Consider the following 23,231-nt stretch of genomic DNA (forward strand, 5'->3'; position numbering starts at 1 on the left):
GAAGGAAACCCGCCACACCTGACCGGGCGTCCGAAGGAAACCCGCCACACCTGACCGGGCGTCCGAAGGAAACCCGCCACACCTGACCGGGCGTCCGAAGGAAACCCGCCACACCTGACCGGGCGTCGGGAGGGAGGGAGGGAGCGAGGGAGGGGGCTACTTCTCCACGAGTGTCAGGACGTCGTAGGTGGCTACGATTTCGTCGTTCTGGTTGGTGAGCACGGCGTCCCAGGCCACTTCGCCATATTCGTCGGTCTCGCGCGGGGTGATCTTCTTGGCCGTGAGCGTGACGCGGATCGAATCCCCCGCGGCCACGGGGGTGATGAAGCGCAGGTTCTCCAAGCCGTAATTGGCCAGGACGGGCCCCGGCGCGGGTTCCACGAACAGCCCGGCAGCCCAGCTGAGCAGCAGGTACCCGTGCGCCACGATTCCCGGGAAGAACGGGTTGGCCTCGGCTGCTTCCTGGTTGGTGTGGGCGTAGAAGGTGTCGCCGGTGGAGTTGGCGAAGGCTGAGATGTCATCGAGGGCGACCTGCCGCAGTTCGGAACGCACGGCGTCGCCGATCCGCAACGAAGCCAGCGATTTCCGGAACGGATGGGTTCCCTCAGTCTCCAGCGTGAAGTTGCGGTCCGCACCAGTGTGCCAAACGCCGGTCACCGCAGTGAGCATGTTCGGCGAGCCCTGGATGGCGGTGCGCTGCATGTGGTGCATGACGGAGCGGATACCACCGAGCTCCTCTCCACCGCCGGCGCGGCCCGGTCCGCCGTGAACCAGGTGTGGCACGGGCGAACCGTGGCCGGTCGAGGACCGCGCGTCCTCGCGGTTGAGCATCAGGACCCGGCCATGGTGCGCCGCGATTCCGGTCACCAATTCCCGGGCAACAGCAGGGTCGTTCGTGCACACGGAAGCCACCAGCGAGCCGCCACCCCGGGCGGCGAGGCGGACGGCGTCGTCGAGGTCCGCGTACCCGATCACCGAAGACACCGGACCGAACGCCTCGAGCGAGTGGACCGCTTCGGCGTCGACATCGTTCCAGCTCAGGACGACCGGCGACATGAACGCTCCGCCCTCCACAACTCCTACCGTGCCGTCCAAAGAGGTGACCGACGGCGAATCGAGCGTTCCGTACGCGAGCTCGCCACCGGCGTCGAGCATAGACTGCACGGCGGCCCGGACGTCGGCGAGCTGTTCGAGGGACGCGAGGGCGCCCATCGTGACACCGTCTGCGCGGGGGTCGCCGAGCACGACGCGTTCGTCAACCCGCGCACCGATGGCGGATACGACGTCGGACACTAGCTCCTGCGGCACGATGGTGCGGCGGATGGAGGTGCACTTCTGGCCGGCCTTGACCGTCATTTCGGTGACGACCGACTTGATGAAAGCGTCGAACTCGGGGGTGCCGGGAACGGCGTCGGGTCCGAGGATCGCCGCGTTGAGCGAGTCGGTTTCGGAAGTGAAGCGGACGCCTCCCTGGACCACGTTCGGGTGGGACTTCAGCGAGTTGGCGGTCGACGCCGAGCCCGTGAACGCGAGCAGGTCCCGGTAGTCAAGGTGGTCCAGCAGGTTGCGGGCCGAGCCCGAGATGAGCTGCAGCGAGCCTTCCGGCAGGATGCCCGACTCGACGATTGCCTTGACCACGACGGCGGCGACGTAGCCCGTGGGGGTGGCGGGCTTGACGATCGTGGGGACGCCGGCGATGAACGCGGGCGCGAACTTCTCGAGCATGCCCCACACGGGGAAGTTGAAGGCGTTGATCTGCGCGGCGACGCCCGGGATGCGGGTGTAGATGTGCTCGCCGGCGAAGGACCCGTCCCTGGACAGGACTTCCATGGGGCCGTCCACCACAACCTGCGAGTTCGGCAGTTCGCGGCGGCCCTTGGAACCGAACGTGAAGAGCACGCCGATGCCGCCGTCGATGTCCACCATCGAGTCGATCTTGGTGGCACCGGTCTTGAAGGAGGAAGCGTAGAACTCCTCGCGGCGGCCATTGAGGTACTGGGCCAATTCCTTGAGCTTGAGGGCGCGCTGGTGGAACGTGAGCTTGCCGAGTTCCCGCTGGCCCACTGTGCGGCCATAGTTCACGACGCCGGCCAGGTCCAGTCCCTCGGTGTTGACCGTTGCGAGGATTTCACCGGTGCTGGCGTCGCGGACGGGCACGCCTGCGGAGGCGTCGGCGCGGGGGGTCCACCACTCGCCCTGGACGAAACTGGGCACGGTTTCAACGGTTGTGGCTTCCGGAGCGACAGCGGTACTGGTCATCGTCGACAGGTCCTTCCAAGGCACGGGCACGAAATGGACTGAACGGCCGCAAATTACTGACCGGCCGTTCGGTAATACAAACCAGAATACATGAGAGGCCCGATCTGCACACTAGATGCCTGCCTGGACTGCGTCCTTCCTGACCTTCTTTGACCCGTTGTGACGCCCGGAAGTTGCGACTCGCCGTGTCGTAAGCGCTTTCCCGATTCGAAGAAGGTCACGACGGCGCGTGCTCGCCCCCGCTAGTCCGCCCGGCACCCGAGTTTGGCACGGACGGCGGCAATTTCAGCCTCGGAGACGCCGTTCGCCCTGAGGAACGCGATCACGTCCAAGGAATGCGCGAATTCGAGCAGGCTCACTCTGCGTGACGCCAACATGGCTTCAAGTGCGTCTTCTTCCAGAAATGCATCATGGGCGTGCGGGGCTCGATGGTGTCGGTGTCGCTCGTTGATTCCCCGCATTCCCTGCTGGTAACCGCGCACGATCTCCTCGTCGCCGGCTCCGGCCAGGTTCTGCAGCATGACGGCGATGATCCCAGCCCGGTCGCGCCCGGCCGCGCAATGCACCACCACCCCGCCACGGGCTGCGGCGATTGCCTTGAAGACCGCGGCAAGGTTCTCTGAGAAGAGGCGCAGATAGTCGGCGTAGTGGGCAGGGTCTTTCAGGTACGGGCCAAAGAGCTCGGTGAACGCCTTGTTCTCCGGGTCCTCGGTGGGGCAATGGACAATGTCAAAGCGTGCCATCGCCTCCGCGGAAACCTCGGGATCGACCTCCCTCGGCTGCTGCTCGCGCAAGGTCCGCAGATCGATCACAGTGCGGATGCCGGCGTCGTACATTTGCTGCCACCCGGCATCGGTGAGCCATTCCCGCCGACCCATCCGATACACGACGCCGGCGATATGCCAGGCATTCACCGCACCGTCCCAGCGGACGCCCGACTGTGTGGAAGTGGTTGTGATCCCATCCATACCGGACAGCTAACCACACTTGCGCTCGGGATATGTGAGAGGGGGTCGGGGGAAAACGGGGAATATGTGATCGAGCGTTGGGTCTTGCGTGCTTTACGTGACCTATGTCATACTCTTTTTCGATACGCATCGACGATGCGTATCGACGGCATATAAAACCATCAGACCATCACCACTGGACCCGGCAAGGAGGCCTGGAACGTGCCCACCAGCAAGGATGTCGCCCAGGCTGCCGGCGTGGCCCAGAGCACCGTTTCCTATGTGCTGAGCGGGAAGCGTCCGATTTCCGAGAAGACCCGGAAAAAGGTGGAGGCCGCCATCGAGCAGCTCACCTACCAGCCCAACGCCGGCGCCCGTGCCTTGGCAGGGCGGCGGACCCATGTGATCGGCCTGGTCATCCCGTTCATCCCAGAGCTGGAAATGGGATCGATCATGGAATTCGTCTCGGTCATCGCGAGCACGGCCCGGCAATTCGACCACGACATTCTCCTCATCACAGACGACGAAGGTGCCGCCGGACTGCACCGGGTGGTCGGCCAGCAGATTTGCGACGGCCTGATCCTCATGCAGATTGAGGACGAGGACGAGCGCCTCCCTGTCGCCCGCAGCCTGAACGTCCCAGTGGTGCTGATCGGCATACCCCGGGACCCCTCCGGCTTGGTCTGCATCGACGCCGACTTCGAAATGGCCGGTGAGCATTGCGTCCGGGACCTTGCGGCGGCCGGCCACTCCGTGATTTCCGTCATTGACTGGCAGCCCGCAGTGACGGAGCGGCATGTGAACTACGTCGACCGGTTCATGCACGGCACGGATGTCGCGGCCCAAGCACTGGGCGTAACCGTGCTCCATCTTCCAGGCGGGACCGACCGCGACACCATTTCCGAATCGGTTGACAAAGCCCTCGCCAGCACCACCGGCAAGCCCGCATTCATCGCCCCCGATCGCACCATCCAAGACATTCTGCGCCGCGACTTGAGCAGCCGAGGCCTGACCCTGGGGCTGGACGTTTCCGTTATCGGAAGCGCCTCCCCCACGCTCGCCGAACTCCAACCCATACCGCTTTCCACCATCGACCTGCGGCCGGCCGAAGTTTCCCGCCAAGCAGTCAAAATCATGTGCCAGCTTCTCGAAGCCGACTCCCACGGACCACACGAATCCTTGGAGTTGGTGCCCACGGTCATCACGCACCGTTCCAGCACGCTCCGCCCAGAGTGAATCGCCACCCCTGATTCACCGCACCAACTCGTTTTTCGTTCCAGCCCCTCCTTTTCGTTTCAGCATCGTCGATACGCATCGATGATTCCCATCAACTATCCACCCATCCCCTCCTCCACAAGTAAGGAACAGACAATGAAGTCAGCTATCAGGACACGCCGCCCGCTCGCCTTGGCCGTCGCCGCGCTGCTCGGCCTACCGCTCGCGGTCTCCGGCTGCGGCACCACTGCCTCCGCCTCTTCCACGGAAGCCGTGAAGGAAATCTCCGTGATGGACTACTACAACAACGAGCCGGACAAGTCCTTCATCGGTGACGCCCTGACCTCCTGTGGCACCAAGGCCGGCGTCACCATCAAGCGTGAAACCGTACCGGGCAAGTCGTTGATTTCGAAGGTCCTCCAGCAGTCCTCGTCCAAGACGCTGCCGGACGTGCTCATGCTCGACAACCCGGACCTGCAGCAGATTGCCGCCACCGGAGCACTGGCCCCGTTGTCCGATTTCAACGTCAGCACCACAGACTTCGCCTCCGGCGTGCTGAGCGCAGGCACATACAAGGACAAGGTCTACGGGCTCGCCCCCACCGTGAACACGATCGCCCTCTTCTACAACAAGGACATCCTGGACAAGGCCGGCGTCACTCCGCCCACCACCTGGGATGAGCTGAAGGCAGCAGCCACCAAATTGACCTCGGGCGAGCAGTACGGGCTGGCATTCAACGCCAACCCCACCTATGAGGGCACCTGGCAGTTCCTTCCGGTCATGTGGTCCAACGGCGGCGACGAGAAGAACATCGACACCCCGCAGACCGCCCAGGCCCTTCAGCTCTGGACCGACCTGGTCAAGGACGGATCCGTGTCCTCCTCCGCGCTGAACTGGACGCAGGCAGACGTCAAAGACCAGTTCATGGCCGGCAAGGCCGCAATGATGGTTAATGGCCCGTGGCAGATCCCGGCCCTCGACAAGAACACGGCGCTGCACTACGGCGTTGTGAAGATCCCGGTACGCGACTCCAGCCAGACGGCCGTTGCCCCGCTTGGCGGCGAGGTGTGGACCGTTCCGCAAACAGGGAACAAGGCCCGCCAAGCCAAGGCCGCTGAAGTGGTCGCTTGCATGAACAGCGACGAAAACCAGCTCGCCATGGCCAAGTCCCGGAACACGATCCCGTCCAAGACCTCGCTTGCCGCGAAGTTCGCCAGCGAGAACCCTAAGCTCGCCACCTTCACGGATCTGATCAAGACGGCCCGGGCCCGGACCGGCGAGCTTGGCGAGGGATGGCCGGCACAAGCGACCAAGATCTACACCGCCATCCAGACTGCACTGACGGGCAAGGCTTCCCCCGCCGACGCCCTGAAGCAAGCCCAAGGCCAGTAAGCAGTTGGACATGTCCCTCACAACGGATGTGTCGCGGGCGAAATCCCGGCCCGGGTCTGAAAGGACCCGGGGCGGGGAGGCCGGACAAGACCCCCAAGCAACCCCGACCCGGGGCAGGCGGAACCGCAAAACCCGCGAGCGCGTCTTCCAGTGGCTGTTCCTGGTTCCTGCGGTGATCTACATGGCCCTGTTCTTCGGCTACCCGGTGGTGAAGAACGTCGTGATGAGCTTCCAGGACTACACGACGGCCACGTTCTTCACCGGCGAGGCCCCCTGGGTGGGGTTGGCGAACTACGCGAAGGTGCTGTCGTCGTCGTTGTTTTCAACGTCCTTGCTCAACACGGCACTCTTCACGATCGGCTCAATAGCAGGCCAGTTCGTGATCGGCTTGGCGCTGGCGGTCTTCTTCAGGCGTAGGTTTCCGCTCAACGGAATCCTCCGCTCTCTGCTCCTGCTCCCCTGGCTGCTGCCGCTCATCGTGTCGAGCGCGGTATGGCGGTGGATCCTGGACAAGGACAGCGGCGCGTTGAACCGGTTCCTGGGGCAGTTGCACATCGTGGACACAGGCATTCCGTGGCTGACCAGCACGTCACTGGCGCTGATCGCGGTGGTCGGGGTGAACATCTGGATCGGCATCCCGTTCAACCTGACCATCCTCTACGGCGGCCTCCAGGAAATCCCCGACGAGCTCTACGAAGCCGGTTCCCTGGACGGCGCCACCGGCTGGAAGTCCTTCCGGCACATCACGTGGCCGATGTTGCGGCCGGTGGTGAACGTGGTCCTGGTGCTCGGCGTCGTATACACCCTGAAGGTGCTGGACATCATCCTCGGCCTGACCAACGGCGGCCCCGCGAATTCGACCCAGACCATCGCCACCCAGTCCTACCGGCTCTCCTTCCAGGAATTCAAGTTTGGCGAAGGCGCCGCGCTGGGCGACGTCCTGGTGATCATTTCCCTGGTCTTCGCGGTCCTGTACCTGCGTGCCAGCCGCCGGTCCATTGATGAATGAGTCGATGAGTGAGGAAACCATGACGACGACGAAAATCACCAGCCGCCGTTCGGCGCCCGGGAGTTCCGCACCGGCGAGCGCCGGGAGCGCTCCCCACAACGCGAAACCAAGCCCCTCGGAAAAGAAGAAATGGGGCTACACCGTCCTGGCCATCTTCTTCCTAGCGGTGATGCTGTTTCCCGTGTACTGGATGATCAACGCTTCGCTGCAGCCCAACGGCACCACGCTGGAAACCTCGTGGCTGCCCCTGAAGCCGAATTTTTCAGGCTATGCGACGGCGATCAGCGAGCAGGGCGGGAACCTCGGAACCAGCCTGATCATCTCGCTGGGAAGCGTAGCGCTCAGCCTGGCCATCGCGGCACCGGCGGCCTATGCCTTGGCCTATTTCAAGGTCCGGGGCGCCGGCGTGGTCCTCTTCGCGATCCTGATCAGCCAAATGATCCCGGGAATCGTGGTGGCCAACGCCCTATACACCGCCTACAACGACCTCGGCCTCCTCAACTCGATCCCGGGGCTGATCTTGGCCGACTCCTCACATGGCATCCCCTTCGCGATCCTCATCATCAGGGCGTTCATGAACGGTATGCCGTCGTCGGTCATCGAGGCGGCAAGGGTGGACGGGGCCGGGCATGTGAGGGCCTTCTGGTCCATCGTGGTGCCGCTGAGCAGGAACTCGCTCATTACCGCTGGCCTCTTCACCTTCCTGTTCACGTGGAGCGACTTCCTCTTCGCCTTGACCCTGACAACCACCGAGGCCGTGCGGCCGGTGACCCTGGGAATCTTCCAGTACATCGGCGCCTACGTGAACGACTGGAGCTCTGTCATGGCCACCGCAGTCCTGGCGTCCATCCCGGCCATCATCCTGCTGGTCGCCGCACAGAAGTACATCGCCGCGGGCACCACCGGCGGCGCGGTCAAATAGACCGCCCTAACCACCAACCTGCCAAGGAGCAATCATGACTGACAGCAAGCCCATCCGCGTCACTGTGTGGAGCGAAAACCGGCACGAAAAGCGTGACGAACTGGTCGCCCGCCTCTACCCCCAGGGGATGCACGGCGCGGTGAAGGCCGGAATCGAGGAGAATCTCGGCGCCGCCGTCGAGGTCCGCACTGCAACCCTCGACGAGCCCGAGCATGGCCTCACCGAAGAAGTCCTCGCAAACACGGATGTCCTGACCTGGTGGGGGCACATGTCCCACGCCGACGTCGACGACAAGATCGTAGAGCGCGTGCACCGGCACGTCCTGTCCGGAATGGGCTTGATCGTGCTGCACTCCGGGCACTGGTCCAAAATCTTCACCAAGCTCATGGGTACTTCCTGCACGCTGCGGTGGCGCTCCGAGCAGGACCGCGAACTGGTCTGGACCGTCGACCCGACCCACCCCATCGCCAAGGGCGTCCCGCACCCCATCGTGATCGACTCGCAGGAAATGTACGGCGAATTCTTCGACATCCCGACCCCCGAGGAACTCGTATTCATCAGTTCCTTCAGCGGCGGCGAAGTGTTCCGTTCCGGATGCACCTTCCGCCGCGGCCACGGCAAGATCTTCTTCTTCAGCCCCGGCGACCAGGACTACCCCGTGTACCACCACAAAGACGTTCGGCGGGTGATCTCGAACGCCGTCGAATGGGCCGTCACCGACCGGCCGGAACGCGCGTACCCGGAACTCCTCCGCTACGAGACCAACGATTTCTTCAACGGCAAGAGCTACCAGGGAGCCAACGCATGACTACCCCTTTCGCTACTATTCCCGACGACGGCACTCCCCTTCGGGTCGTCGTCGTCGGCGCCGGGGGCATGGGCCGCGCCTGGCTCCGGACCGTGCAGGAGTCGCCGCTCGTGGAGCTTGCGGGCATCGTGGACCTGGACCTGGAAGCCGCGCGCGTCGGTGCGGCGTCGATTGGGCGTCCTGAGCTGCCGGTGGGGACCGGGACCGCCCGGTTGGCGTCCGACGTCGGAGCCCAGGCAGTCATCAACGTCACCGTTCCGGTGGCCCACCACCCTGTGACCACCGAGGCGCTGGCGGCAGGCCTGCCCGTATTGGGCGAGAAGCCCGTGGCCTCCACCGCCGCGCAAGGGCTCTCGCTGGCCGCTGCGTCGGAACTGAGTGGCCAGTTGTTCATGGTCAGCCAGTCGCGCAGGTACAACAGCCATTTGTTCGAGGCAAAGCGGCTTGCTTCCAGGCTGGGTTCACTGGGCATCGTGTCAGCCGAGTTCTTCAAGGCGCCACGTTTTGGGGGCTTCCGGGACGCGATGGACCACCCCCTGCTACTGGACATGTCCATTCATCAATTCGACATGGCCCGGTTCCTCCTCGACGCCGATCCCGTCTCGGTATTCTGCGAAGAATACAACCCGTCCTGGAGCTGGTACCGCGGCGACGCCGGAGCGACCGCCGTGTTCGAGATGACCGGTGGCCAGCGTTTCGCGTTCACCGGGAGCTGGTGCAGCCCGGGCCAGGAGACGTCGTGGAACGCGGCATGGCGTATCAGCGGCGAACACGGAACTGTCCTGTGGGACGGCGACGGGGCGCCTTTGTCCTCGCTGGGCGGAGATTTGGGCGCAGCCCCGGACGGAGATTTGGGTGCAGACACCGAAGATCCCGGGCAGGAGATCGCCGGTTCGCTGCGCGATTTCGTGCGGGCCCTGCGCACGGGAAGGACCCCCATGGGCCAGGTGCACCGGAACATCATGAGCCTGGCCATGGTGGAAGCGGCCGTACTCAGCGCCTCCACCGGCATGCGCGTTTCCATAGACGCCCTGCTCGAGGAATCGTACGCCCAGGCCGTCCTGACGGAACGCGCCCCGGGCGTGCTGGAGGTCCTCAAGTCCTGGACGTCGGTCCGCAGCGCCTTGGCCGGCGAAAGCGTGCCGCTATGACAGGGACCCTCAAAGTCGGGCTGGTGGGCTACTCCTTCATGGGGGCCGCCCACTCGCAGGCTTGGCGGACCGCCCCTCGGTTCTTCGACCTTCCGCTCGCCCCGCAGCTGACGGCGTTGGCCGGGCGGAGTGAGTCGGCCGCACGGGCCGCCGCCACGAAACTTGGCTGGGAGTCCGTGCACACGGACTGGCGGGAGCTGATCGAACGGGACGATATCGACGTCGTCGACATTTGCTCTCCGGGAAATACGCACGCCGAAATCGCGATCGCCGCCCTCGAAGCCGGGAAGCACGTGCTGTGCGAAAAGCCGCTGGCCAACACCGTGGCGGAAGCCGAACAGATGACCGAAGTTGCATCCGACGCCGCGGCCCGTGGCGTGTATTCGATGTGCGGCTTCACCTATCGACGCACCCCGGCGCTCGCCCTCGCCAAGCGGATGGTCGACGACGGCCGCCTCGGCTCCATCCGGCACGTCAGGGCCCAATACCTGCAGGACTGGCTAAGCGACGAGAACGCGCCCATGACCTGGCGGCTCGACAAGTCCGCCTCCGGTTCGGGATCCCTCGGCGACATCGGCGCGCACAGCATCGATGCAGCCCAGTGGATCACGGGACGGACCATCAGCGGCGTCTCGGCCATCCTCGAAACATTCGTGAAGGAACGGCCCATCGGCGGCGAGCTGGTCGGCTTGGGCGGGCACGGCGCCATCGGGGATGACGTGCCCCGCGGGAAGGTGACCGTGGACGACGCGGCGATCTTCACCGCGCGCTTCGGCAGCGCGCACGACGGCGGGACTCGCGACGGCGGTGCGGCTCCCGACGGCGGGCCGATCGGCGTGTTCGAAGCCACCCGTTTCGCGCTGGGACGCAAGAACGCCATGCGCCTCGAGCTGAACGGAACCCTCGGTTCGGTGGCGTTCGACTTCGAAGACATGAACGTGCTGCAGTATTACGGCGCGGCGGATGGCCCGGACGCCGGCTTCCGCCGGATCATGGTCACGGAACCGTCCCATCCTTACGTGGGAAACTGGTGGCCCACCGGGCATGGCCTCGGCTACGAGCACGGTTTCACCCATCAAGTGGTGGATTTCGTGTCAGCGATCGCCGAAGGCCGGCAGCCTGAACCTTCCTTCGCCGACGCGCTCCAGGTCCAGAAAGTGCTTGCCGCCGTCGAAGCCAGCGCGGCTGCCGAAAGCCGTTGGCAGAGCGTATGAGCTGAAGGCGAGGCCCGGTCGAAACTCCTTCGACCCGGGCCTCGCCGTCTGAGCTACAGGCGCTTCGCGAGCCGGAATTCGAGGCCGGTACGCACCGCCGGCCATTCGTGTTCGAGGATGGAGAAGACCACGGTGTCGCGGAGCACGCCGTCGGACGTGCGCGAGTGGTTCCGGAGCACGCCGTCCTGCTTGGCGCCCAAGCGGGCGATCGCCTCGCGCGATTGATGGTTGAGCCAATGGGTACGGAATTCGACGGCGGGGCAGCCGAGGGTTTCGAAAGCGTGCCGGAGGAGCAGCAGCTTGGAATCGGGATTGCTGCCGCTGCCGTGTACCGAGGCGGCGTTCCATGTGGAGCCGATCTCCACGCGCGGGGTGGCGGCGTCGATGTTCATGTACGTGGTCATGCCGATGATCTTGCCGTTCGCCTTCAAGCGGGTGGCGAACGGGAGCATGGACCCTTGCTCCTGCAGCCCTAGCCGGCGATCGATTTCCTCCGCCATGCCCTCCGGTGTCGGGACCGAGGTGTACCAAAGCTTCCACAACTCGCCGTCCTTGGCGGCATCCACGAGGCCATCGTGGTGTTCGGGGCTCAATGGTTCGAGGGTTACGAAGCGGCCATCCAGGGTCACAGGTGCGATGCGGGTCATCCCGCCAGCGTAACTGGGCGACTCACTCCCGATCAGAACGACTTGGCCAAGCCGACCCATACAATTTTTTTATTGCATAAGTGGAATGTAAAGTGTACTTTACATTCATGAAGAGCTCCCCCTTGGCCCTGAAATACCTGGCCGTCATCGTCGTCGCTCTTGCGCTTATCGCCGTGCTGGCCGCGTGGAGTGCTTCCGTTCAGGACGGGCCATGGAATGTTGTCCCCCGGGTATTGATGGTTTGTGTAGTTATCTTCACAGGCCCCGCGGTGATGGTCGCCAAGAAACAGAATGCGATGATGGTCCGTTCGGACTCCGCAGAGGGGATCGAACGTGAAGTGGCACTCAGGGCTTCATCGGCTGTCTTTTATGACGCCCTCGTCCTCATCACCGCCTTCGGAGCGTCCTACCTGATCTTTGGTAACTACGCGCACCCGGCATTCATGACGATTGTCCTTTTGGTGACGCTGATCGTGATGTATTTCATCCGGCACGCAGTCATCTTGAACAAGCTCGCTCAATGAAGAACCGGGTAGCCGAACTCCGGTCTTCGAAGAATCTCTCGCAGGAAGAACTCGCCCAGGCAGTGGGCATCTCACGGCAATCAGTCATTGCGATCGAAAAGGGCAGGTTCAATCCGAGCCTTCCCTTGGGCCTGCGCCTGGGCAAGTTCTTCGAGGTCAGCGTCGAAGACATTTTTGAACTGGACGACTAGACGCAGGAACTAAACACTAGTCAGCCCAGTCGAAGAATCCCTTGCCGGTCTTCCGTCCGAGCTCGCCGCGGGCCACTTTGTCGCGCAGGATCTGCGGCGGGGCGAAGCGCTCCCCCAAGGTCGACTGCAGGTACTCGGCAATGCCAAGGCGCACATCAAGGCCCACGATGTCCGTGGTCCTGAGCGGTCCGGTCGGGTGCTTGTAGCCCAGGACCATGGCCGCGTCGATGTCCTCGGCCGAGGCCACGCCTTCCTCCACCATCCGCATCGCTTCAAGCGCGATCGCAACTCCCAGCCGTGACGATGCAAAGCCGGGCGCATCGTTGACGACGACGGCGGTCTTGCCGAGTGCCTCGGTCCAGCTTTTCGCCGAGGCGGCGAGTTCGGGCGAAGTCTCCTTGGCCAGGACCACCTCGATGAGCGTTGAAGCCGGGACAGGGTTGAAGAAGTGCAGGCCCACGAAATTGGCGGGCCTGCGGAGCTGTGAAGCGAGGCCGGTCACGGAGAGCGAGGAGGTGTTCGAGGCTAGGAAGGCGTCGGCGGACAAGTGCTCCTCCACAGCCTTGAGGGCCGAAACCTTGAGCTCATAGTCCTCAGGCACGGCTTCGACGACGAGTCCGCAGTGGACGAAAGAACCATAGTCGGTGGAGGTGCTGAACCTTGCCATCGCCTCTTCCGCCGTCCCGCCCAGGGTGCCCCGGGCAGCGGATTTGGCCACGGCATCGGCAACGCGACCCTGGGCGCCGGCCGCGGATTCGTGGTCCCGTTCGACGACGATCACGGTGGCGCCCTTGATCAGGAAAGCGTGGGCGATTCCGGCGCCCATGCGGCCACCGCCGAGGACACCGACAACATGCGGAATAGCTGGCGTTGTTGTCATTTCAGGTCCTGTCTGGGTTGTTGCTGGATTGCTTGGCGCTCTTCTTGTCCAGGAATGCCTGCATGCGGTCGAACTTGGCTTGCGATTCGAAGAGCATTCCCTGGGCCAGGGTGTCGATCACGGGATGCGCCTCGGCCGGAGCGTGGAACACAGACTTGGTGATCCGTACGGCCAGGGGATCCTGCCGGCTGATCCGGTCGGCGAGGTTGTGCGCCGCTTCCATCAGCACGGGGGCTTCATGGATCTGGGTGATGAGGTTGATGCGCAGGGCTTCTTCCGCGCGGAGCACCGCGCCGGCCAAGAGGATTTCCTTGGCGATCGGCTCCCCCACGAGTTCCTTGAGGCGCCACGTGGCCCCTGCGGCGGCCATGATGCCCAGTCCGGTTTCCGGGTTTCCGATCCGCAGGCTCGGCGTACCGATGCGGAAGTCCGCGGCATAGGCGAGTTCGGCCCCGCCGCCCAGGCAATAACCGTCCAGGGCCGCGATGACGGGCATGGGCAGCTTTGCGATCCGCACGAAGATGGTGGAGTTGATGCCGCGCAAGGCATCGTCGCGGCGGCGTTCCCTCAGCTGAGCGATATCGGCGCCTGACGCAAAGACGCCGTCGACGCCGGCAATGATCAGGATCTTGGGCTCGCGTTCGAGGTAGTCGCACACCCGGTGAAGTTCATCCACCATCTGCTGGTCGATCGCGTTGCGGACCTCGGGCCGGTTCAAGAGGACCGTGACGCGGTCATCCCGCTCCTCGATAAGGAGCGTGGTGAAGTCGCCGTTCAGTGACATCAGACGCCTTCCAGGAGGAGGGCCGCGCCCTGCCCGACGCCGATGCACATGGTCGCGAGGCCGATCTTCCGGTCGGCGGCGCCGAGCTCGCGCTCCATGCGGCCGAGCAGGGTGATCGCAATACGCGAGCCGCTGGAACCCAGCGGGTGCCCCAGGGAGATCGCACCGCCGTCGAGGTTCACGATGTCCGGATCCAGGCCCAAGCGGCGCATGCTCGCGAGCGATTGCGTGGCGAAAGCTTCATTGAGTTCGACGGCGCCAAGGTCACCCACTGTGATGCCGGACCGGCCCAGGATCTTCTGGGAAGCCGGGACGGGGCCGATGCCCATGATTTCCGGTTCGCAGCCGGCCGAACCACCGTCGATGATCCGGGCCCGCGGAGTGAGGCCGAACTTTTCGATGGCTGCCTCCGAAGCGACAATGATGGCGGACGCGCCGTCGTTGAGCGAGGAGGAGTTGCCCGCAGTGACGACGGAGCCCCCGGGAACGACGGGACGGAGCCCGGCGAGGACCTCCATGGTGGTTCCCTCGCGCGGGCCTTCGTCGGTGTCTACCACCGTTTCGCCCTTGCGGGTCTTCACAGTCACCGGCACGATCTCTTCCTTGAAGCGACCGCCCGCGATGGCGGCAAGCGCGCGTTCGTGGGAGCGGACGGCGAAGGCGTCGGCGTCTTCCCGGGAAATGGCGTCCACGCGGGCGACTTCCTCGGCAGTTTCCGGCATGGAATACGTCATCTTGCCGCCGCGGGACAGCTCTCCCTTGCTGAAAAGGGGGTTGGCGAAGCGCCAGCCGATGGAGGTGTCGAAGATCTGGCCAGGCTTGGCGAAGGCCGTGGAGGGCTTCTCCTGCACCCAGGGGGCACGACTCATGGACTCGACGCCGCCCGCCACCACGATGTCCGCTGCTCCGGCCTTGATCATGTGGCTGGCCATGATGATGGCGCTCATTCCGGAGGCGCAGAGGCGATTGACCGTGATGCCGGGGATGTGGAGGGGAAGTCCGGCGAGAAGGGTGGCCATGCGGGCGACATTGCGGTTTTCCTCGCCGGCCCCGTTGGCGTTGCCCAGGATGACTTCATCGATCGAGTCGGGGTCGACGCCGGCGCGGGCCACGGCTTCACGGACCACGAGGGCTGCCAAGTCATCCGGCCGGACCGAAGAAAGCGCGCCGCCGTACCGGCCTACAGGGGTGCGGGCACCGCCAACAAGAAAAGCCTCGACCATGGGAACATCCTTCACGAAGGGAGCGGGGCCGGTGAATAATTTACCGACCGTTCGTTCTATAAAGATTACACGGCGCCGCCCGGTGGTCAACCGGCACTCAGACCACCCGGATACCCAAGTGTCCGGCCAGAAGAGGCGCCAGCAGGCTGAGCTGGTAATCATCGATGACCACGCCGGACAGTCCGCCCATTCCGTTGATCGTCCGGAAGTCCGAGCCCCGCAGGTCCACATCCTTCAGCTTGGCCCCCGTGACATCCAGCGTCCCGATGGTGCAATCCCTGAGTACCATCCGCGTCGCGGTACAGGCCCCGAGGTCGAGTTCGTTGATGATGCAGCCCGTGATCACCACGTCCGTGAGCTTGGATCCACGCAGGTTCAGGAAGTCCAGCTTCCCGCCGTCGATCTTTACCGAATGCCAGGTACCCTCGTACATTTCCGCCGAACCCCAACGCGGGTTGCTGATCTCCACTTCACGCCACGAGGTGCGTGCAGCGGTGAACACCGGCGCGTAAGGCTCATTCAGGATGCAGTCCCGGAAGGTTGCGCCACGCAGCTGTGCCTCGTTCAGGGAAACTTGGTTGAATTCGCAGTCAATGAAGTCCGCTCCACTCAGCTCCGCTCCGTCAGCCACAGCACGGGTGAGGCGCACGCCGTCGTACCGTTCCCCGCGCTGGAAATCCGGGGCCGGGTCGTCGCGGAGCTCGTCAAGCCTGATCGGTGAAATCCGGGGCTGGTTGGGCTTGGTGCTGTGTTCCATGCATCGAGCCTAGCTGCGACCGCTGACAAAGACAGCCGACAAAGACACTTGCGTGCTCTGGCAGGATTGCACCATGGCGCACATCGACTTGAGCACGGAAAGCGCGGCAGCGGGAGGCTCCCGCACCCTGCGGGGTTACTTGGCCGAGCCCGACGGCGAAGGCCCCTTTCCCGGCGTCGTACTTATCCATGAAGCCTTTGGGCTTGACGACGTGATGCGCCGCCACGCGGATCGCCTCGCGGCGGCAGGTTACTTGACGCTCGCCGTCGACCTCTACAGCGACGGGGGCGCGAGGCGCTGCCTCGTGGCGACGATGCGGTCCATCATGTCTGGCACCGGCCGGGCCTTCACGGATATCGCGACGGCGCGGTCCTGGCTCCGCGGCGATGCCCGGTGCTCAGGGAAGGTGGGGGTCATCGGTTTCTGCATGGGAGGCGCCTTCGCCCTGCTTACGGCCAACGACGATTTCGATGCCGCTTCCGTGAACTACGGCCAGTTGCCGCGGGATCTGGAGCACGCTTTGGAAGGGGCATGTCCAGTGGTCGCCAACTACGGCGCCAAGGACCGGACGCTGCGGGGAGCTGCCGCGAAGCTGGACGCCGCGCTGACGAACCTGGGGATCGAGCACGACGTCAAGGAATTCCCGATGGCGGGCCACGCCTTCATGAACGACGTTCCGGTTGGGCCGCGGCCGCTGCGGCCGTTGATGCGGGTGATGGGCATCAAACCCGATCCGGCTGCCGCTCCGGAAGCGTGGCAGCGGATCGAGGACCACTTCGCGAAGTATTTGAGGGACTAGACCGGATTAAAGTGCGACGGCGGCCGCCCCGCTAAGGAGGCGACCGCCGTCGTCGGCCTGCTCAGGAACCGGACGCTTAGCTAAACAGCTCGCTCTTCGGCTCGTTGTTCTTGACCTTCTGCCAGCCAAGCCACAGCACCAGGGCGAAGAACGGAATGGTGGCCAGGGTCCAGAGGCCCAGGAGGAACACCTCGCCCGTGGCCTTGTCCGTCATGGTGTCCATGCCGATCAGCACAGTGATGGCCAGGAGCGCCACGAGGCCCACCCAGCTGGTCCACGGCGAACCCGGCATGGGGAGGCTGGAGACATTGCCCTTCTTCTTGCGCAGCGCGATCTGGCTGGCGAAGATCGAACCCCACGTGAAAATGACGCCGATCGAGGCTGTGTTCAGCGCGAGGTCGAACGCGTGCGAACCGCCCAACCAGATGTTGAGCAGGATGCCCACGAGGTACACGGCGCCGATTGCCAGGATGGCCGCGTACGGCACGTGGCGGGTGGACATCTTGGTGAGCCACTGAGGAGCATGTCCATTGTTGGCCATGGTGCGGAAGATTCGGCCGATCGAGTACAGGCCTGAGTTGCATGAGGACAGCGCAGCGGTGATGACGATCATGTTCATGACGTCGCCCATCCACGGCAGCCCCATCTGGCCGAAGACCGTGACGAACGGGGAGGTGCCTGCGTGGTACTGGTCCGAGGGCAGGAGCATCGCCAGCAGGGTGACGGAGCCAACGTAGAAAACCACGATGCGGATCACGACGGCGCGGATTGCCTTGGGCACTTCGCGCTCCGGGTTCTGCATCTCACCAGCGGTAATGCCGACGAGCTCGATGGCGTTGTAGGCGAAGATCACGGCGTTGAGCACCAGGATCATCACCAAGCCGCCCTTGGGGAACATGCCGCCTTCGGCAGCGAAGAGGTTGGCCGGCGAAGCGTGTCCGGCGCCGACCTGCGCGTTCGTGACCACCATGAAGGTGCCCACGGCGAGAAAGATCAGGATCGCGGCGACCTTGAGGCAGGACGCCCAGAATTCGAACTCACCGAAGGCCTTGACGCTGAACAGGTTCACAGCCACCAGCAGCACCAGCGCGGCGATGGCGGACAGCTCAACGGGGACGTTCGGGAAGAAGAACTGGAAGTAGAGCCCGATGGCAATGAGTTCGGCGATGCCCGTCATGGCCCAGTTGATGAAATACATCCAACCGGAGAGGTAGGCGCCCTTTTTGCCGAACATTTCGCCGGCGTAGCTGACGAACGAGCCGGAGGTCTGGCGGTACATGATCAGTTCGCCGAGGGCCCGCATCAGCAGGTAGGCGATGACGCCGGCGATGGCGTAGGAGAAAATCAGGGCCGGGCCGGTGGAGGCCAGGCGTCCGCCCGCGCCCATGAAGAGTCCGACGCCGATCGCGCCACCCATCGCGATCATCGTGACGTGGCGGCGGCTCAGGGTCTTCTTGTAGCCCTCGGCGCTGAGGTTTTCGGAAGTTGTAGCGATACTCGGCGCAGCCAGGGTTCCCGGCTCACGCTGAAGGTCGGTTGTGGTGTTTTGAGGCACAGCTGTTCCTTGTGGGTTGAGTAGATGCCGGCCCCGGCTTCGCGCGCATTGGCACAGAACAATTCGAGGTTTCGACCAGTGGACGAGTCGAATCAGTGGCGAAAACGCGGAAGCGTCGAAGGTAAATCCGGCAGAACCATCGTACCCGGTGATTTCCACCGAGCGTGACGCGGGCAACAAACGGGGCGCTACGCTGGACACATGGGCACCATTCCGCCAGCCGGCAGGCTATACCGTTTCACGGGCTTGGACGCCGCGGCTTTCGGACTCTATGTGTCATTGGCAGTTGTCCTGAGCCTCGCCACCGCTCCGGTGACAATTTTCGTTCAACACGTCTTCCCCGACCCCGCCACCGCGGTCTTCGCCATCAACCTCGCTTTCTACGCTTCCGTCGGCCTGTTCGCGGTTGCGGCTGCGCGGCGCGTGATAACCCGCGACCTCCTGATCCTGGCCACCCGTCCGTGGTTCACGCTCGCCATGATTCCGCTATCCATCGTGGCGATGCTGGTGATCACCGCCATCCTGGTCACGGTTACCGGCATGGCCAAGCAGTCGCAGAACCAACTCAGCCTCCAGTCCCTGGTCCTGCAACTGCCGCCGTGGTTCGTGGTGCCGTTGCTGGTGGTGTTGGGCCCATTCGTGGAGGAATACCTGTTCCGGCACCTGCTCATCGGCAAACTGTCCCGTCACGTCAATATTTGGCTCTGTTGCACCCTGTCCGTGCTTTGCTTCGCGGCCATCCATGTGGTGGGTCGGGAGGGCCTGGTGGTGCCCGCGTTGGCCCCGTACTTGGGAATGGGCGTTGTCCTGGTGGCCGTGTACGTCTGGACAGGCAAGAACGTGATGTTTTCCTACTTCGTCCACGCCGCCAAGAACCTGTTGGCGGTGGTGCTGATCTACGCGATCCCGCCTCAACTGCTGGGCGGCTAGGAAACCCGGACCGGAACTGTCCGCCAGGCACTTCCCCGGCCACGCGCCGTCGTCGTAGTTTCAGTCCATGGCACTGAACATCCAGATAGTGATCGCCTGCAAGGATCCGCATGCCCTGGCCGATTGGTGGGCCCAGACGCTCGAGTGGATCGTGGAACCCCAGGACGAGGCCTTCATCCGGTCCATGATCGACCAAGGCTTTGCCACCGAGGACCAGACCACCACCCACAACGGCAAGCTGGTGTGGAAGGACGGCGCGGCCATTGGCCCGGAAGAAGACCCGGACAAGAACACCCGCCGCCGCTTCCTGTTCCAGACCGCCCCGGAGGACAAGACCGTCAAGAACCGCGTCCACTGGGATGTGCGCCTCGACGGACAGGACAAGGACGAGGTCCGCGCCGCGTTGGAGGCCCGGGGCGCGAAATACCTGTGGACGGCCAAGCAAGGGCCGCACGAATGGCACACCATGGCGGATCCAGAAGGCAACGAGTTCTGCATCAGCTGAGTGGATTACTAGACTCTGAGGGTGAGCAACGACTTCCCCGCCAAGGTATCCGACGTCTTTGACCCGTCCCGCTGGCGTACAGTGTCCGGTTTCGACGACTTCCAGGACATGACCTACCACCGGCAGGTCGAGCGCGACGCCGGCGGGAAGGTGACGAGGGACCTTCCCACGGTCCGGATCGCCTTCAACCGACCCGAGGTCCGCAACGCCTTCCGCCCGGGCACTGTCGACGAGCTCTACCGCGCCATGGACCACGCCCGGATGACCCCCGACGTCGCCACGGTGCTGCTCACCGGAAACGGCCCCTCCCCCAAGGACGGCGGCCATTCCTTCTGCTCCGGCGGCGACCAGCGGATCCGCGGCCGCGACGGCTACCGGTACGTGGTCCAAGACACCGCCGACGGCGGGACGCAGGAGAAGATCGACCCCGCCCGGGCCGGACGCCTGCACATCCTGGAAGTCCAGCGGCTCATGAGGACCATGCCCAAGGTGGTCATCGCCGTCGTGAACGGCTGGGCTGCCGGTGGCGGGCACTCGCTTCACGTTGTCAGTGACCTCACCATCGCCTCCCGCGAACACGGCAAGTTCAAGCAGACCGACGCCACAGTGGGTAGTTTCGACGCCGGCTACGGCTCGGCACTGCTCGCCCGCCAGATCGGGCAGAAAGCCGCCCGCGAGATCTTTTTCCTGGCCCGCGAATATTCCGCGGAGGACATGGTGCGCATGGGCGCCGTCAACGAAGCCGTGGACCATGAGCGCCTCGAGGAAGTCGCCCTGGAGTATGCCGCGGACATCGCACGCCAGTCCCCACAGGCCATCCGCATGCTCAAGTTCGCCTTCAACCTCGCCGACGACGGCCTGGCCGGCCAGCAGGTCTTTGCCGGAGAGGCCACACGCCTGGCGTACATGACGGACGAAGCGGTGGAGGGCAAGGAAGCCTTCCTCGAGAAGCGCGATCCGGACTGGTCCAACTTTCCTTACTACTTCTAGGACTGGCCCGTGAACATCGATCCTGTCCTCAAGGCCCTGGCCGCCACCCTCCACGACGAGGGACCCGCCGTCGAAATCATCGTCACGGAGGACGGCACCCCCGTGGCGGTTCCGGTTGAAACACCCGGTTTCGAGGACGCGGCGGTAGTTGTCCGCACCTCGGGTTCCACCGGCACGCCCAAGGCCACGGTACTCACGGTCGATGAGCTCGCTGCTTCTTCCATGGCCACGGCCATCGCCCTGCGGGGAGAGGGACAGTGGCTCCTGGCCCTGCCGCTGCAATACGTTGCCGGAGTCCAGGTGCTGGTGCGCTCGCTCTTCGCCGGCACGCGTCCGTGGGTCATGGACCTCTCGAACGGTTTCACTCCAGAGGCCTTCACTGCCGCCGCCGAGGAATTGACCGACACTATCCGTTTCACCTCGTTGGTGCCGACGCAGCTGCAGCGGCTCCTGGACTCGCCGTCGCCGCAGACCCTCGCAGCCCTGCGCCGTTTCAACGCCATCCTCCTGGGCGGCGCTCCCACGCCCGGCCCCCTGCTGGACGCCGCCAGGGAGGCCGGGCTGAAGGTCGTGACTACCTATGGCTCCGCAGAGACGTGCGGCGGTTGCGTGTACGACGGAACACCCCTTGAAGGCGTCCGGGTCATGCTCGACGACGAAGGCCGGGTCCTCCTCGGCGGCGACACTGTGGCGTCCGGTTACCTCGACGCACCCGGGGCGACGACGGAGGCGTTCTTCGAAGCGGAGGGCACCCGCTGGTACCGCACCAACGATCTCGGCGAGCTCGCCGCCGACGGCACGCTCACCGTGCTGGGACGAGCCGACGACGTCATCATCACCGGCGGCATTAAAGCCTCCGCCGCGTTCATCCAGGCAGAGCTTGAAAAGTTCGACGGCGTCACGGCGGCTTTCGTGGCCGGGGTGCCTTCCCGTGAGTGGGGCCAGGCGGTGGCGGCGTATGTCGCCGTCGAGGACAGCTCCCCGGAAAGCATCGCGGACTATAGGGCCCGCTGCCAGGAATTGCTGGGCACCCTCGCTCCCAAAACAGTGCTCACTACGGATGGACTCATCATGCTCCCCAATGGAAAGCCGGACCGGTTGGCCATGATCGAGCTGCTGACCGAGGTGCATCAGGGAGAATAGACAAGTCCTCCCTGACCGTCATTTGCCTTCTCCCAACGCGAAACAACACGAGGTACTGAACGTGGCAACAGCTGCACAATGGATTCAAGGCGCCCGCCTTCGCACCCTGCCGGCCGCGATCGCGCCGGTTCTGATCGGCACGGCGGCGGCCTACGAGCTGCAATCTTTCCGGCCTTTGAATGCCATCCTTGCCGCCCTCGTGGCAGTGCTGCTGCAGATCGGGGTGAACTACGCCAACGACTACTCGGACGGCATCCGTGGGACCGACGAGGACCGTGTGGGACCGCTCCGGCTGGTCGGTTCCGGCGCCGCGCGCCCGGCCCACGTCAAGTGGGCTGCCTTCGGCGCGTTCGGCGTGGCCATGATTTTCGGCTTGGTCCTGGTGATCATCACGCAGAGCTGGTGGCTGATCCTGGTGGGCCTCGGCTGCGTGCTCGCTGCCTGGGGGTACACGGGCGGCAAGAACCCCTACGGCTACATGGGCCTGGGCGATCTGTTCGTGTTTGTCTTCTTCGGCCTCGTTGCAACGCTGGGCACCACCTACACGCAGGCCGGGCAAGTGAGCCTTCCGGCCGTAATCGGCTCCATTGGCACCGGTTTGATCGCGTGCGCCCTGCTGATGGCCAACAATGTGCGGGACATCCCCACGGACATGGCGGCGGGCAAGCGGACCCTGGCAGTGCGCCTGGGCGACCGTCACGCCCGCGAGAGCTACGTCCTGATGCTGGCCCTTGCCATCCTGTTGGTGGTGATACTGGCACCCACGAGGCCGTGGATGTTGATCGTCCTGCTGCTGGTCCCGGCCTGCCTTATGCCGGCTTGGCTCATGGTCAACGGCCGGAAGCGCAAGAGCCTCATCCCCGTGCTCAAGCAGACTGGATTGATCAACCTTGGCTACAGCGTGCTCTTCGCGCTGGGCCTCGTGCTGAGCCACGGATTCTGACCCCCGATCACATCCGGGCCGTTTTTCGAAAACCCTCGGTCACATGATCTGACCGGGCGTCCGCAGGAACCCCACGTGACGTGACCGGGCGTCCTTTGCCCGACGCTCGCTCACATATGAGCGTCTAGGATTCCTTGGGGCGCCGGTCGTTCTCGACCGTTACTGCGGGGTTTTGGTCCACCAGCCGGTCCTCAATCGCGGCATCTTCGATCTCCAAGGCAGAACGGATGGGCTTGGCCTTCCCGGAGAACCGTTCGCGCATCGATGCCGTGGCGGCGTCGCGCTGCTTCCTGAAAAACAGGTAGCTGAGGGCGAACGCGATAAGGCCCGCGAAAATCGCCGACAGCAACAAACCCATCTGCAACAAGGCGAAGAGGACAAAGAGCGGCACGAAGAGCGCCAGGCGGATCAGGGAGTATTTGAGGAAAGCCACGGATCAAGTT

At 64.3% G+C, this 23,231-nt stretch carries 24 protein-coding genes; 15 read left to right on the forward strand and 9 right to left on the reverse strand.

Translation table 11 applies throughout. The features are described 5' to 3' along the window. Positions 1 to 156: 156 nt before the first annotated feature. Complete coding sequence (gene paaZ / locus J2S96_RS14780; RefSeq protein WP_306865041.1) at positions 157 to 2,259, reverse strand: phenylacetic acid degradation bifunctional protein PaaZ; 2,103 nt, start codon at positions 2,257 to 2,259, stop codon at positions 157 to 159. Between the two features lie 242 nt (positions 2,260 to 2,501). Beyond that, positions 2,502 to 3,227 carry a tyrosine-protein phosphatase gene (locus J2S96_RS14785; RefSeq protein WP_306865043.1) on the reverse strand — a complete coding sequence of 242 codons (726 nt, stop codon included), beginning with the start codon at positions 3,225 to 3,227 and terminating at the stop codon, positions 2,502 to 2,504. Between the two features lie 201 nt (positions 3,228 to 3,428). On the opposite strand from J2S96_RS14785, the gene J2S96_RS14790 reads away from it, so the two are divergent. The 7 genes from J2S96_RS14790 (at position 3,429) to J2S96_RS14820 (ending at position 10,917) form a co-directional block, all read left to right on the forward strand. Next, positions 3,429 to 4,442, forward strand: a complete 1,014-nt coding sequence (locus tag J2S96_RS14790; RefSeq protein WP_306865045.1) for a LacI family DNA-binding transcriptional regulator — start codon at positions 3,429 to 3,431, stop codon at positions 4,440 to 4,442. 135 nt (positions 4,443 to 4,577) lie between these two features. Continuing rightward, positions 4,578 to 5,813: a sugar ABC transporter substrate-binding protein gene (locus tag J2S96_RS14795; protein WP_306865047.1), complete on the forward strand. Its 1,236-nt coding sequence runs from the start codon at positions 4,578 to 4,580 to the stop codon at positions 5,811 to 5,813. Between the two features lie 10 nt (positions 5,814 to 5,823). After that, positions 5,824 to 6,822 (forward strand): carbohydrate ABC transporter permease, encoded by a 999-nt coding sequence (locus tag J2S96_RS14800; RefSeq protein WP_306865050.1) that lies wholly within the window; start codon positions 5,824 to 5,826, stop codon positions 6,820 to 6,822. 169 nt (positions 6,823 to 6,991) lie between these two features. Then, on the forward strand, positions 6,992 to 7,744 hold the full coding sequence (locus J2S96_RS14805) for a carbohydrate ABC transporter permease (RefSeq protein ID WP_306865330.1): 753 nt from the start codon (positions 6,992 to 6,994) through the stop codon (positions 7,742 to 7,744). A 34-nt stretch (positions 7,745 to 7,778) separates the two neighbouring features. Next, positions 7,779 to 8,552, forward strand: coding sequence for a ThuA domain-containing protein (locus tag J2S96_RS14810; protein WP_306865053.1), 774 nt, complete (start codon positions 7,779 to 7,781; stop codon positions 8,550 to 8,552). Next, positions 8,549 to 9,703: a Gfo/Idh/MocA family protein gene (locus J2S96_RS14815; protein WP_306865055.1), complete on the forward strand. Its 1,155-nt coding sequence runs from the start codon at positions 8,549 to 8,551 to the stop codon at positions 9,701 to 9,703. Before J2S96_RS14810 ends, J2S96_RS14815 begins: the two co-directional genes overlap by 4 nt. Continuing rightward, positions 9,700 to 10,917, forward strand: a complete 1,218-nt coding sequence (locus J2S96_RS14820; RefSeq protein ID WP_306865058.1) for a Gfo/Idh/MocA family protein — start codon at positions 9,700 to 9,702, stop codon at positions 10,915 to 10,917. Before J2S96_RS14815 ends, J2S96_RS14820 begins: the two co-directional genes overlap by 4 nt. Positions 10,918 to 10,970: 53 nt before the next feature. Here J2S96_RS14820 and J2S96_RS14825 read toward each other — a convergent pair whose 3' ends face one another. Then, positions 10,971 to 11,564: a GNAT family N-acetyltransferase gene (locus J2S96_RS14825; RefSeq protein WP_306865059.1), complete on the reverse strand. Its 594-nt coding sequence runs from the start codon at positions 11,562 to 11,564 to the stop codon at positions 10,971 to 10,973. Between the two features lie 107 nt (positions 11,565 to 11,671). On the opposite strand from J2S96_RS14825, the gene J2S96_RS14830 reads away from it, so the two are divergent. After that, on the forward strand, positions 11,672 to 12,088 hold the full coding sequence (locus J2S96_RS14830) for a hypothetical protein (RefSeq protein WP_306865060.1): 417 nt from the start codon (positions 11,672 to 11,674) through the stop codon (positions 12,086 to 12,088). Beyond that, positions 12,085 to 12,279, forward strand: coding sequence for a helix-turn-helix transcriptional regulator (locus J2S96_RS14835; RefSeq protein ID WP_234758296.1), 195 nt, complete (start codon positions 12,085 to 12,087; stop codon positions 12,277 to 12,279). Before J2S96_RS14830 ends, J2S96_RS14835 begins: the two co-directional genes overlap by 4 nt. Before the next feature lie 16 nt (positions 12,280 to 12,295). Here the strand turns inward: J2S96_RS14835 and J2S96_RS14840 are convergent, their stop codons facing one another. The 4 genes from J2S96_RS14840 to J2S96_RS14855 form a co-directional block, all read right to left on the reverse strand. Then, positions 12,296 to 13,159 carry a 3-hydroxyacyl-CoA dehydrogenase family protein gene (locus J2S96_RS14840; RefSeq protein ID WP_306865064.1) on the reverse strand — a complete coding sequence of 288 codons (864 nt, stop codon included), beginning with the start codon at positions 13,157 to 13,159 and terminating at the stop codon, positions 12,296 to 12,298. A gap of 1 nt (position 13,160) precedes the next feature. After that, positions 13,161 to 13,943 carry an enoyl-CoA hydratase/isomerase family protein gene (locus J2S96_RS14845; RefSeq protein ID WP_306865065.1) on the reverse strand — a complete coding sequence of 261 codons (783 nt, stop codon included), beginning with the start codon at positions 13,941 to 13,943 and terminating at the stop codon, positions 13,161 to 13,163. Further along, on the reverse strand, positions 13,943 to 15,166 hold the full coding sequence (locus J2S96_RS14850) for a thiolase family protein (RefSeq protein ID WP_306865068.1): 1,224 nt from the start codon (positions 15,164 to 15,166) through the stop codon (positions 13,943 to 13,945). Before J2S96_RS14850 ends, J2S96_RS14845 begins: the two co-directional genes overlap by 1 nt. A gap of 97 nt (positions 15,167 to 15,263) precedes the next feature. Beyond that, entirely contained in the window at positions 15,264 to 15,923 is a 660-nt protein-coding gene (locus tag J2S96_RS14855) for a pentapeptide repeat-containing protein (RefSeq protein ID WP_306865071.1), read from the reverse strand. A 73-nt stretch (positions 15,924 to 15,996) separates the two neighbouring features. Here J2S96_RS14855 and J2S96_RS14860 point away from each other — a divergent pair, with 73 nt between their 5' ends. After that, positions 15,997 to 16,722, forward strand: a complete 726-nt coding sequence (locus J2S96_RS14860; protein ID WP_306865074.1) for a dienelactone hydrolase family protein — start codon at positions 15,997 to 15,999, stop codon at positions 16,720 to 16,722. A 76-nt stretch (positions 16,723 to 16,798) separates the two neighbouring features. Here the strand turns inward: J2S96_RS14860 and J2S96_RS14865 are convergent, their stop codons facing one another. Further along, positions 16,799 to 18,277: an amino acid permease gene (locus tag J2S96_RS14865; RefSeq protein WP_306865075.1), complete on the reverse strand. Its 1,479-nt coding sequence runs from the start codon at positions 18,275 to 18,277 to the stop codon at positions 16,799 to 16,801. A 201-nt stretch (positions 18,278 to 18,478) separates the two neighbouring features. Here J2S96_RS14865 and J2S96_RS14870 point away from each other — a divergent pair, with 201 nt between their 5' ends. The 5 genes from J2S96_RS14870 (at position 18,479) to J2S96_RS14890 (ending at position 22,788) form a co-directional block, all read left to right on the forward strand. Then, on the forward strand, positions 18,479 to 19,207 hold the full coding sequence (locus J2S96_RS14870; protein ID WP_306865077.1) for a CPBP family intramembrane glutamic endopeptidase: 729 nt from the start codon (positions 18,479 to 18,481) through the stop codon (positions 19,205 to 19,207). Positions 19,208 to 19,274: 67 nt separating this feature from the next. Continuing rightward, positions 19,275 to 19,712, forward strand: coding sequence for a VOC family protein (locus J2S96_RS14875; RefSeq protein ID WP_306865078.1), 438 nt, complete (start codon positions 19,275 to 19,277; stop codon positions 19,710 to 19,712). 21 nt (positions 19,713 to 19,733) lie between these two features. Further along, positions 19,734 to 20,702, forward strand: coding sequence for a 1,4-dihydroxy-2-naphthoyl-CoA synthase (locus tag J2S96_RS14880; protein ID WP_306865079.1), 969 nt, complete (start codon positions 19,734 to 19,736; stop codon positions 20,700 to 20,702). Positions 20,703 to 20,711: 9 nt separating this feature from the next. After that, on the forward strand, positions 20,712 to 21,845 hold the full coding sequence (locus tag J2S96_RS14885; protein WP_306865082.1) for an AMP-binding protein: 1,134 nt from the start codon (positions 20,712 to 20,714) through the stop codon (positions 21,843 to 21,845). Positions 21,846 to 21,906: 61 nt separating this feature from the next. Further along, complete coding sequence (locus J2S96_RS14890) at positions 21,907 to 22,788, forward strand: 1,4-dihydroxy-2-naphthoate polyprenyltransferase (RefSeq protein ID WP_306865084.1); 882 nt, start codon at positions 21,907 to 21,909, stop codon at positions 22,786 to 22,788. Positions 22,789 to 22,912: 124 nt separating this feature from the next. On the opposite strand, the gene J2S96_RS14895 is transcribed toward J2S96_RS14890, so the two are convergent. Beyond that, positions 22,913 to 23,221 (reverse strand): DUF4229 domain-containing protein, encoded by a 309-nt coding sequence (locus J2S96_RS14895; RefSeq protein WP_306865086.1) that lies wholly within the window; start codon positions 23,219 to 23,221, stop codon positions 22,913 to 22,915. Positions 23,222 to 23,231: the final 10 nt, after the last annotated feature.

Source organism: Arthrobacter bambusae (genome assembly GCF_030812595.1).
Classification (GTDB): domain Bacteria; phylum Actinomycetota; class Actinomycetes; order Actinomycetales; family Micrococcaceae; genus Arthrobacter; species Arthrobacter bambusae_B.

Excerpts from the sequence above, each read along its gene's own strand:
- paaZ (WP_306865041.1), bottom strand. The coding sequence starts at position 2,259 with ATGACCAGTACCGCTGTCGCTCCGGAAGCCACAACCGTTGAAACCGTG.
- J2S96_RS14785 (WP_306865043.1), bottom strand. The coding sequence starts at position 3,227 with ATGGATGGGATCACAACCACTTCCACACAGTCGGGCGTCCGCTGGGAC.
- J2S96_RS14795 (WP_306865047.1), top strand. The coding sequence starts at position 4,578 with ATGAAGTCAGCTATCAGGACACGCCGCCCGCTCGCCTTGGCCGTCGCC.
- J2S96_RS14800 (WP_306865050.1), top strand. The coding sequence starts at position 5,824 with ATGTCCCTCACAACGGATGTGTCGCGGGCGAAATCCCGGCCCGGGTCT.
- J2S96_RS14805 (WP_306865330.1), top strand. The coding sequence starts at position 6,992 with ATGCTGTTTCCCGTGTACTGGATGATCAACGCTTCGCTGCAGCCCAAC.
- J2S96_RS14810 (WP_306865053.1), top strand. The coding sequence starts at position 7,779 with ATGACTGACAGCAAGCCCATCCGCGTCACTGTGTGGAGCGAAAACCGG.
- J2S96_RS14815 (WP_306865055.1), top strand. The coding sequence starts at position 8,549 with ATGACTACCCCTTTCGCTACTATTCCCGACGACGGCACTCCCCTTCGG.
- J2S96_RS14820 (WP_306865058.1), top strand. The coding sequence starts at position 9,700 with ATGACAGGGACCCTCAAAGTCGGGCTGGTGGGCTACTCCTTCATGGGG.
- J2S96_RS14825 (WP_306865059.1), bottom strand. The coding sequence starts at position 11,564 with ATGACCCGCATCGCACCTGTGACCCTGGATGGCCGCTTCGTAACCCTC.
- J2S96_RS14830 (WP_306865060.1), top strand. The coding sequence starts at position 11,672 with ATGAAGAGCTCCCCCTTGGCCCTGAAATACCTGGCCGTCATCGTCGTC.
- J2S96_RS14835 (WP_234758296.1), top strand. The coding sequence starts at position 12,085 with ATGAAGAACCGGGTAGCCGAACTCCGGTCTTCGAAGAATCTCTCGCAG.
- J2S96_RS14840 (WP_306865064.1), bottom strand. The coding sequence starts at position 13,159 with ATGACAACAACGCCAGCTATTCCGCATGTTGTCGGTGTCCTCGGCGGT.
- J2S96_RS14845 (WP_306865065.1), bottom strand. The coding sequence starts at position 13,943 with ATGTCACTGAACGGCGACTTCACCACGCTCCTTATCGAGGAGCGGGAT.
- J2S96_RS14850 (WP_306865068.1), bottom strand. The coding sequence starts at position 15,166 with ATGGTCGAGGCTTTTCTTGTTGGCGGTGCCCGCACCCCTGTAGGCCGG.
- J2S96_RS14855 (WP_306865071.1), bottom strand. The coding sequence starts at position 15,923 with ATGGAACACAGCACCAAGCCCAACCAGCCCCGGATTTCACCGATCAGG.
- J2S96_RS14860 (WP_306865074.1), top strand. The coding sequence starts at position 15,997 with ATGGCGCACATCGACTTGAGCACGGAAAGCGCGGCAGCGGGAGGCTCC.
- J2S96_RS14870 (WP_306865077.1), top strand. The coding sequence starts at position 18,479 with ATGGGCACCATTCCGCCAGCCGGCAGGCTATACCGTTTCACGGGCTTG.
- J2S96_RS14875 (WP_306865078.1), top strand. The coding sequence starts at position 19,275 with ATGGCACTGAACATCCAGATAGTGATCGCCTGCAAGGATCCGCATGCC.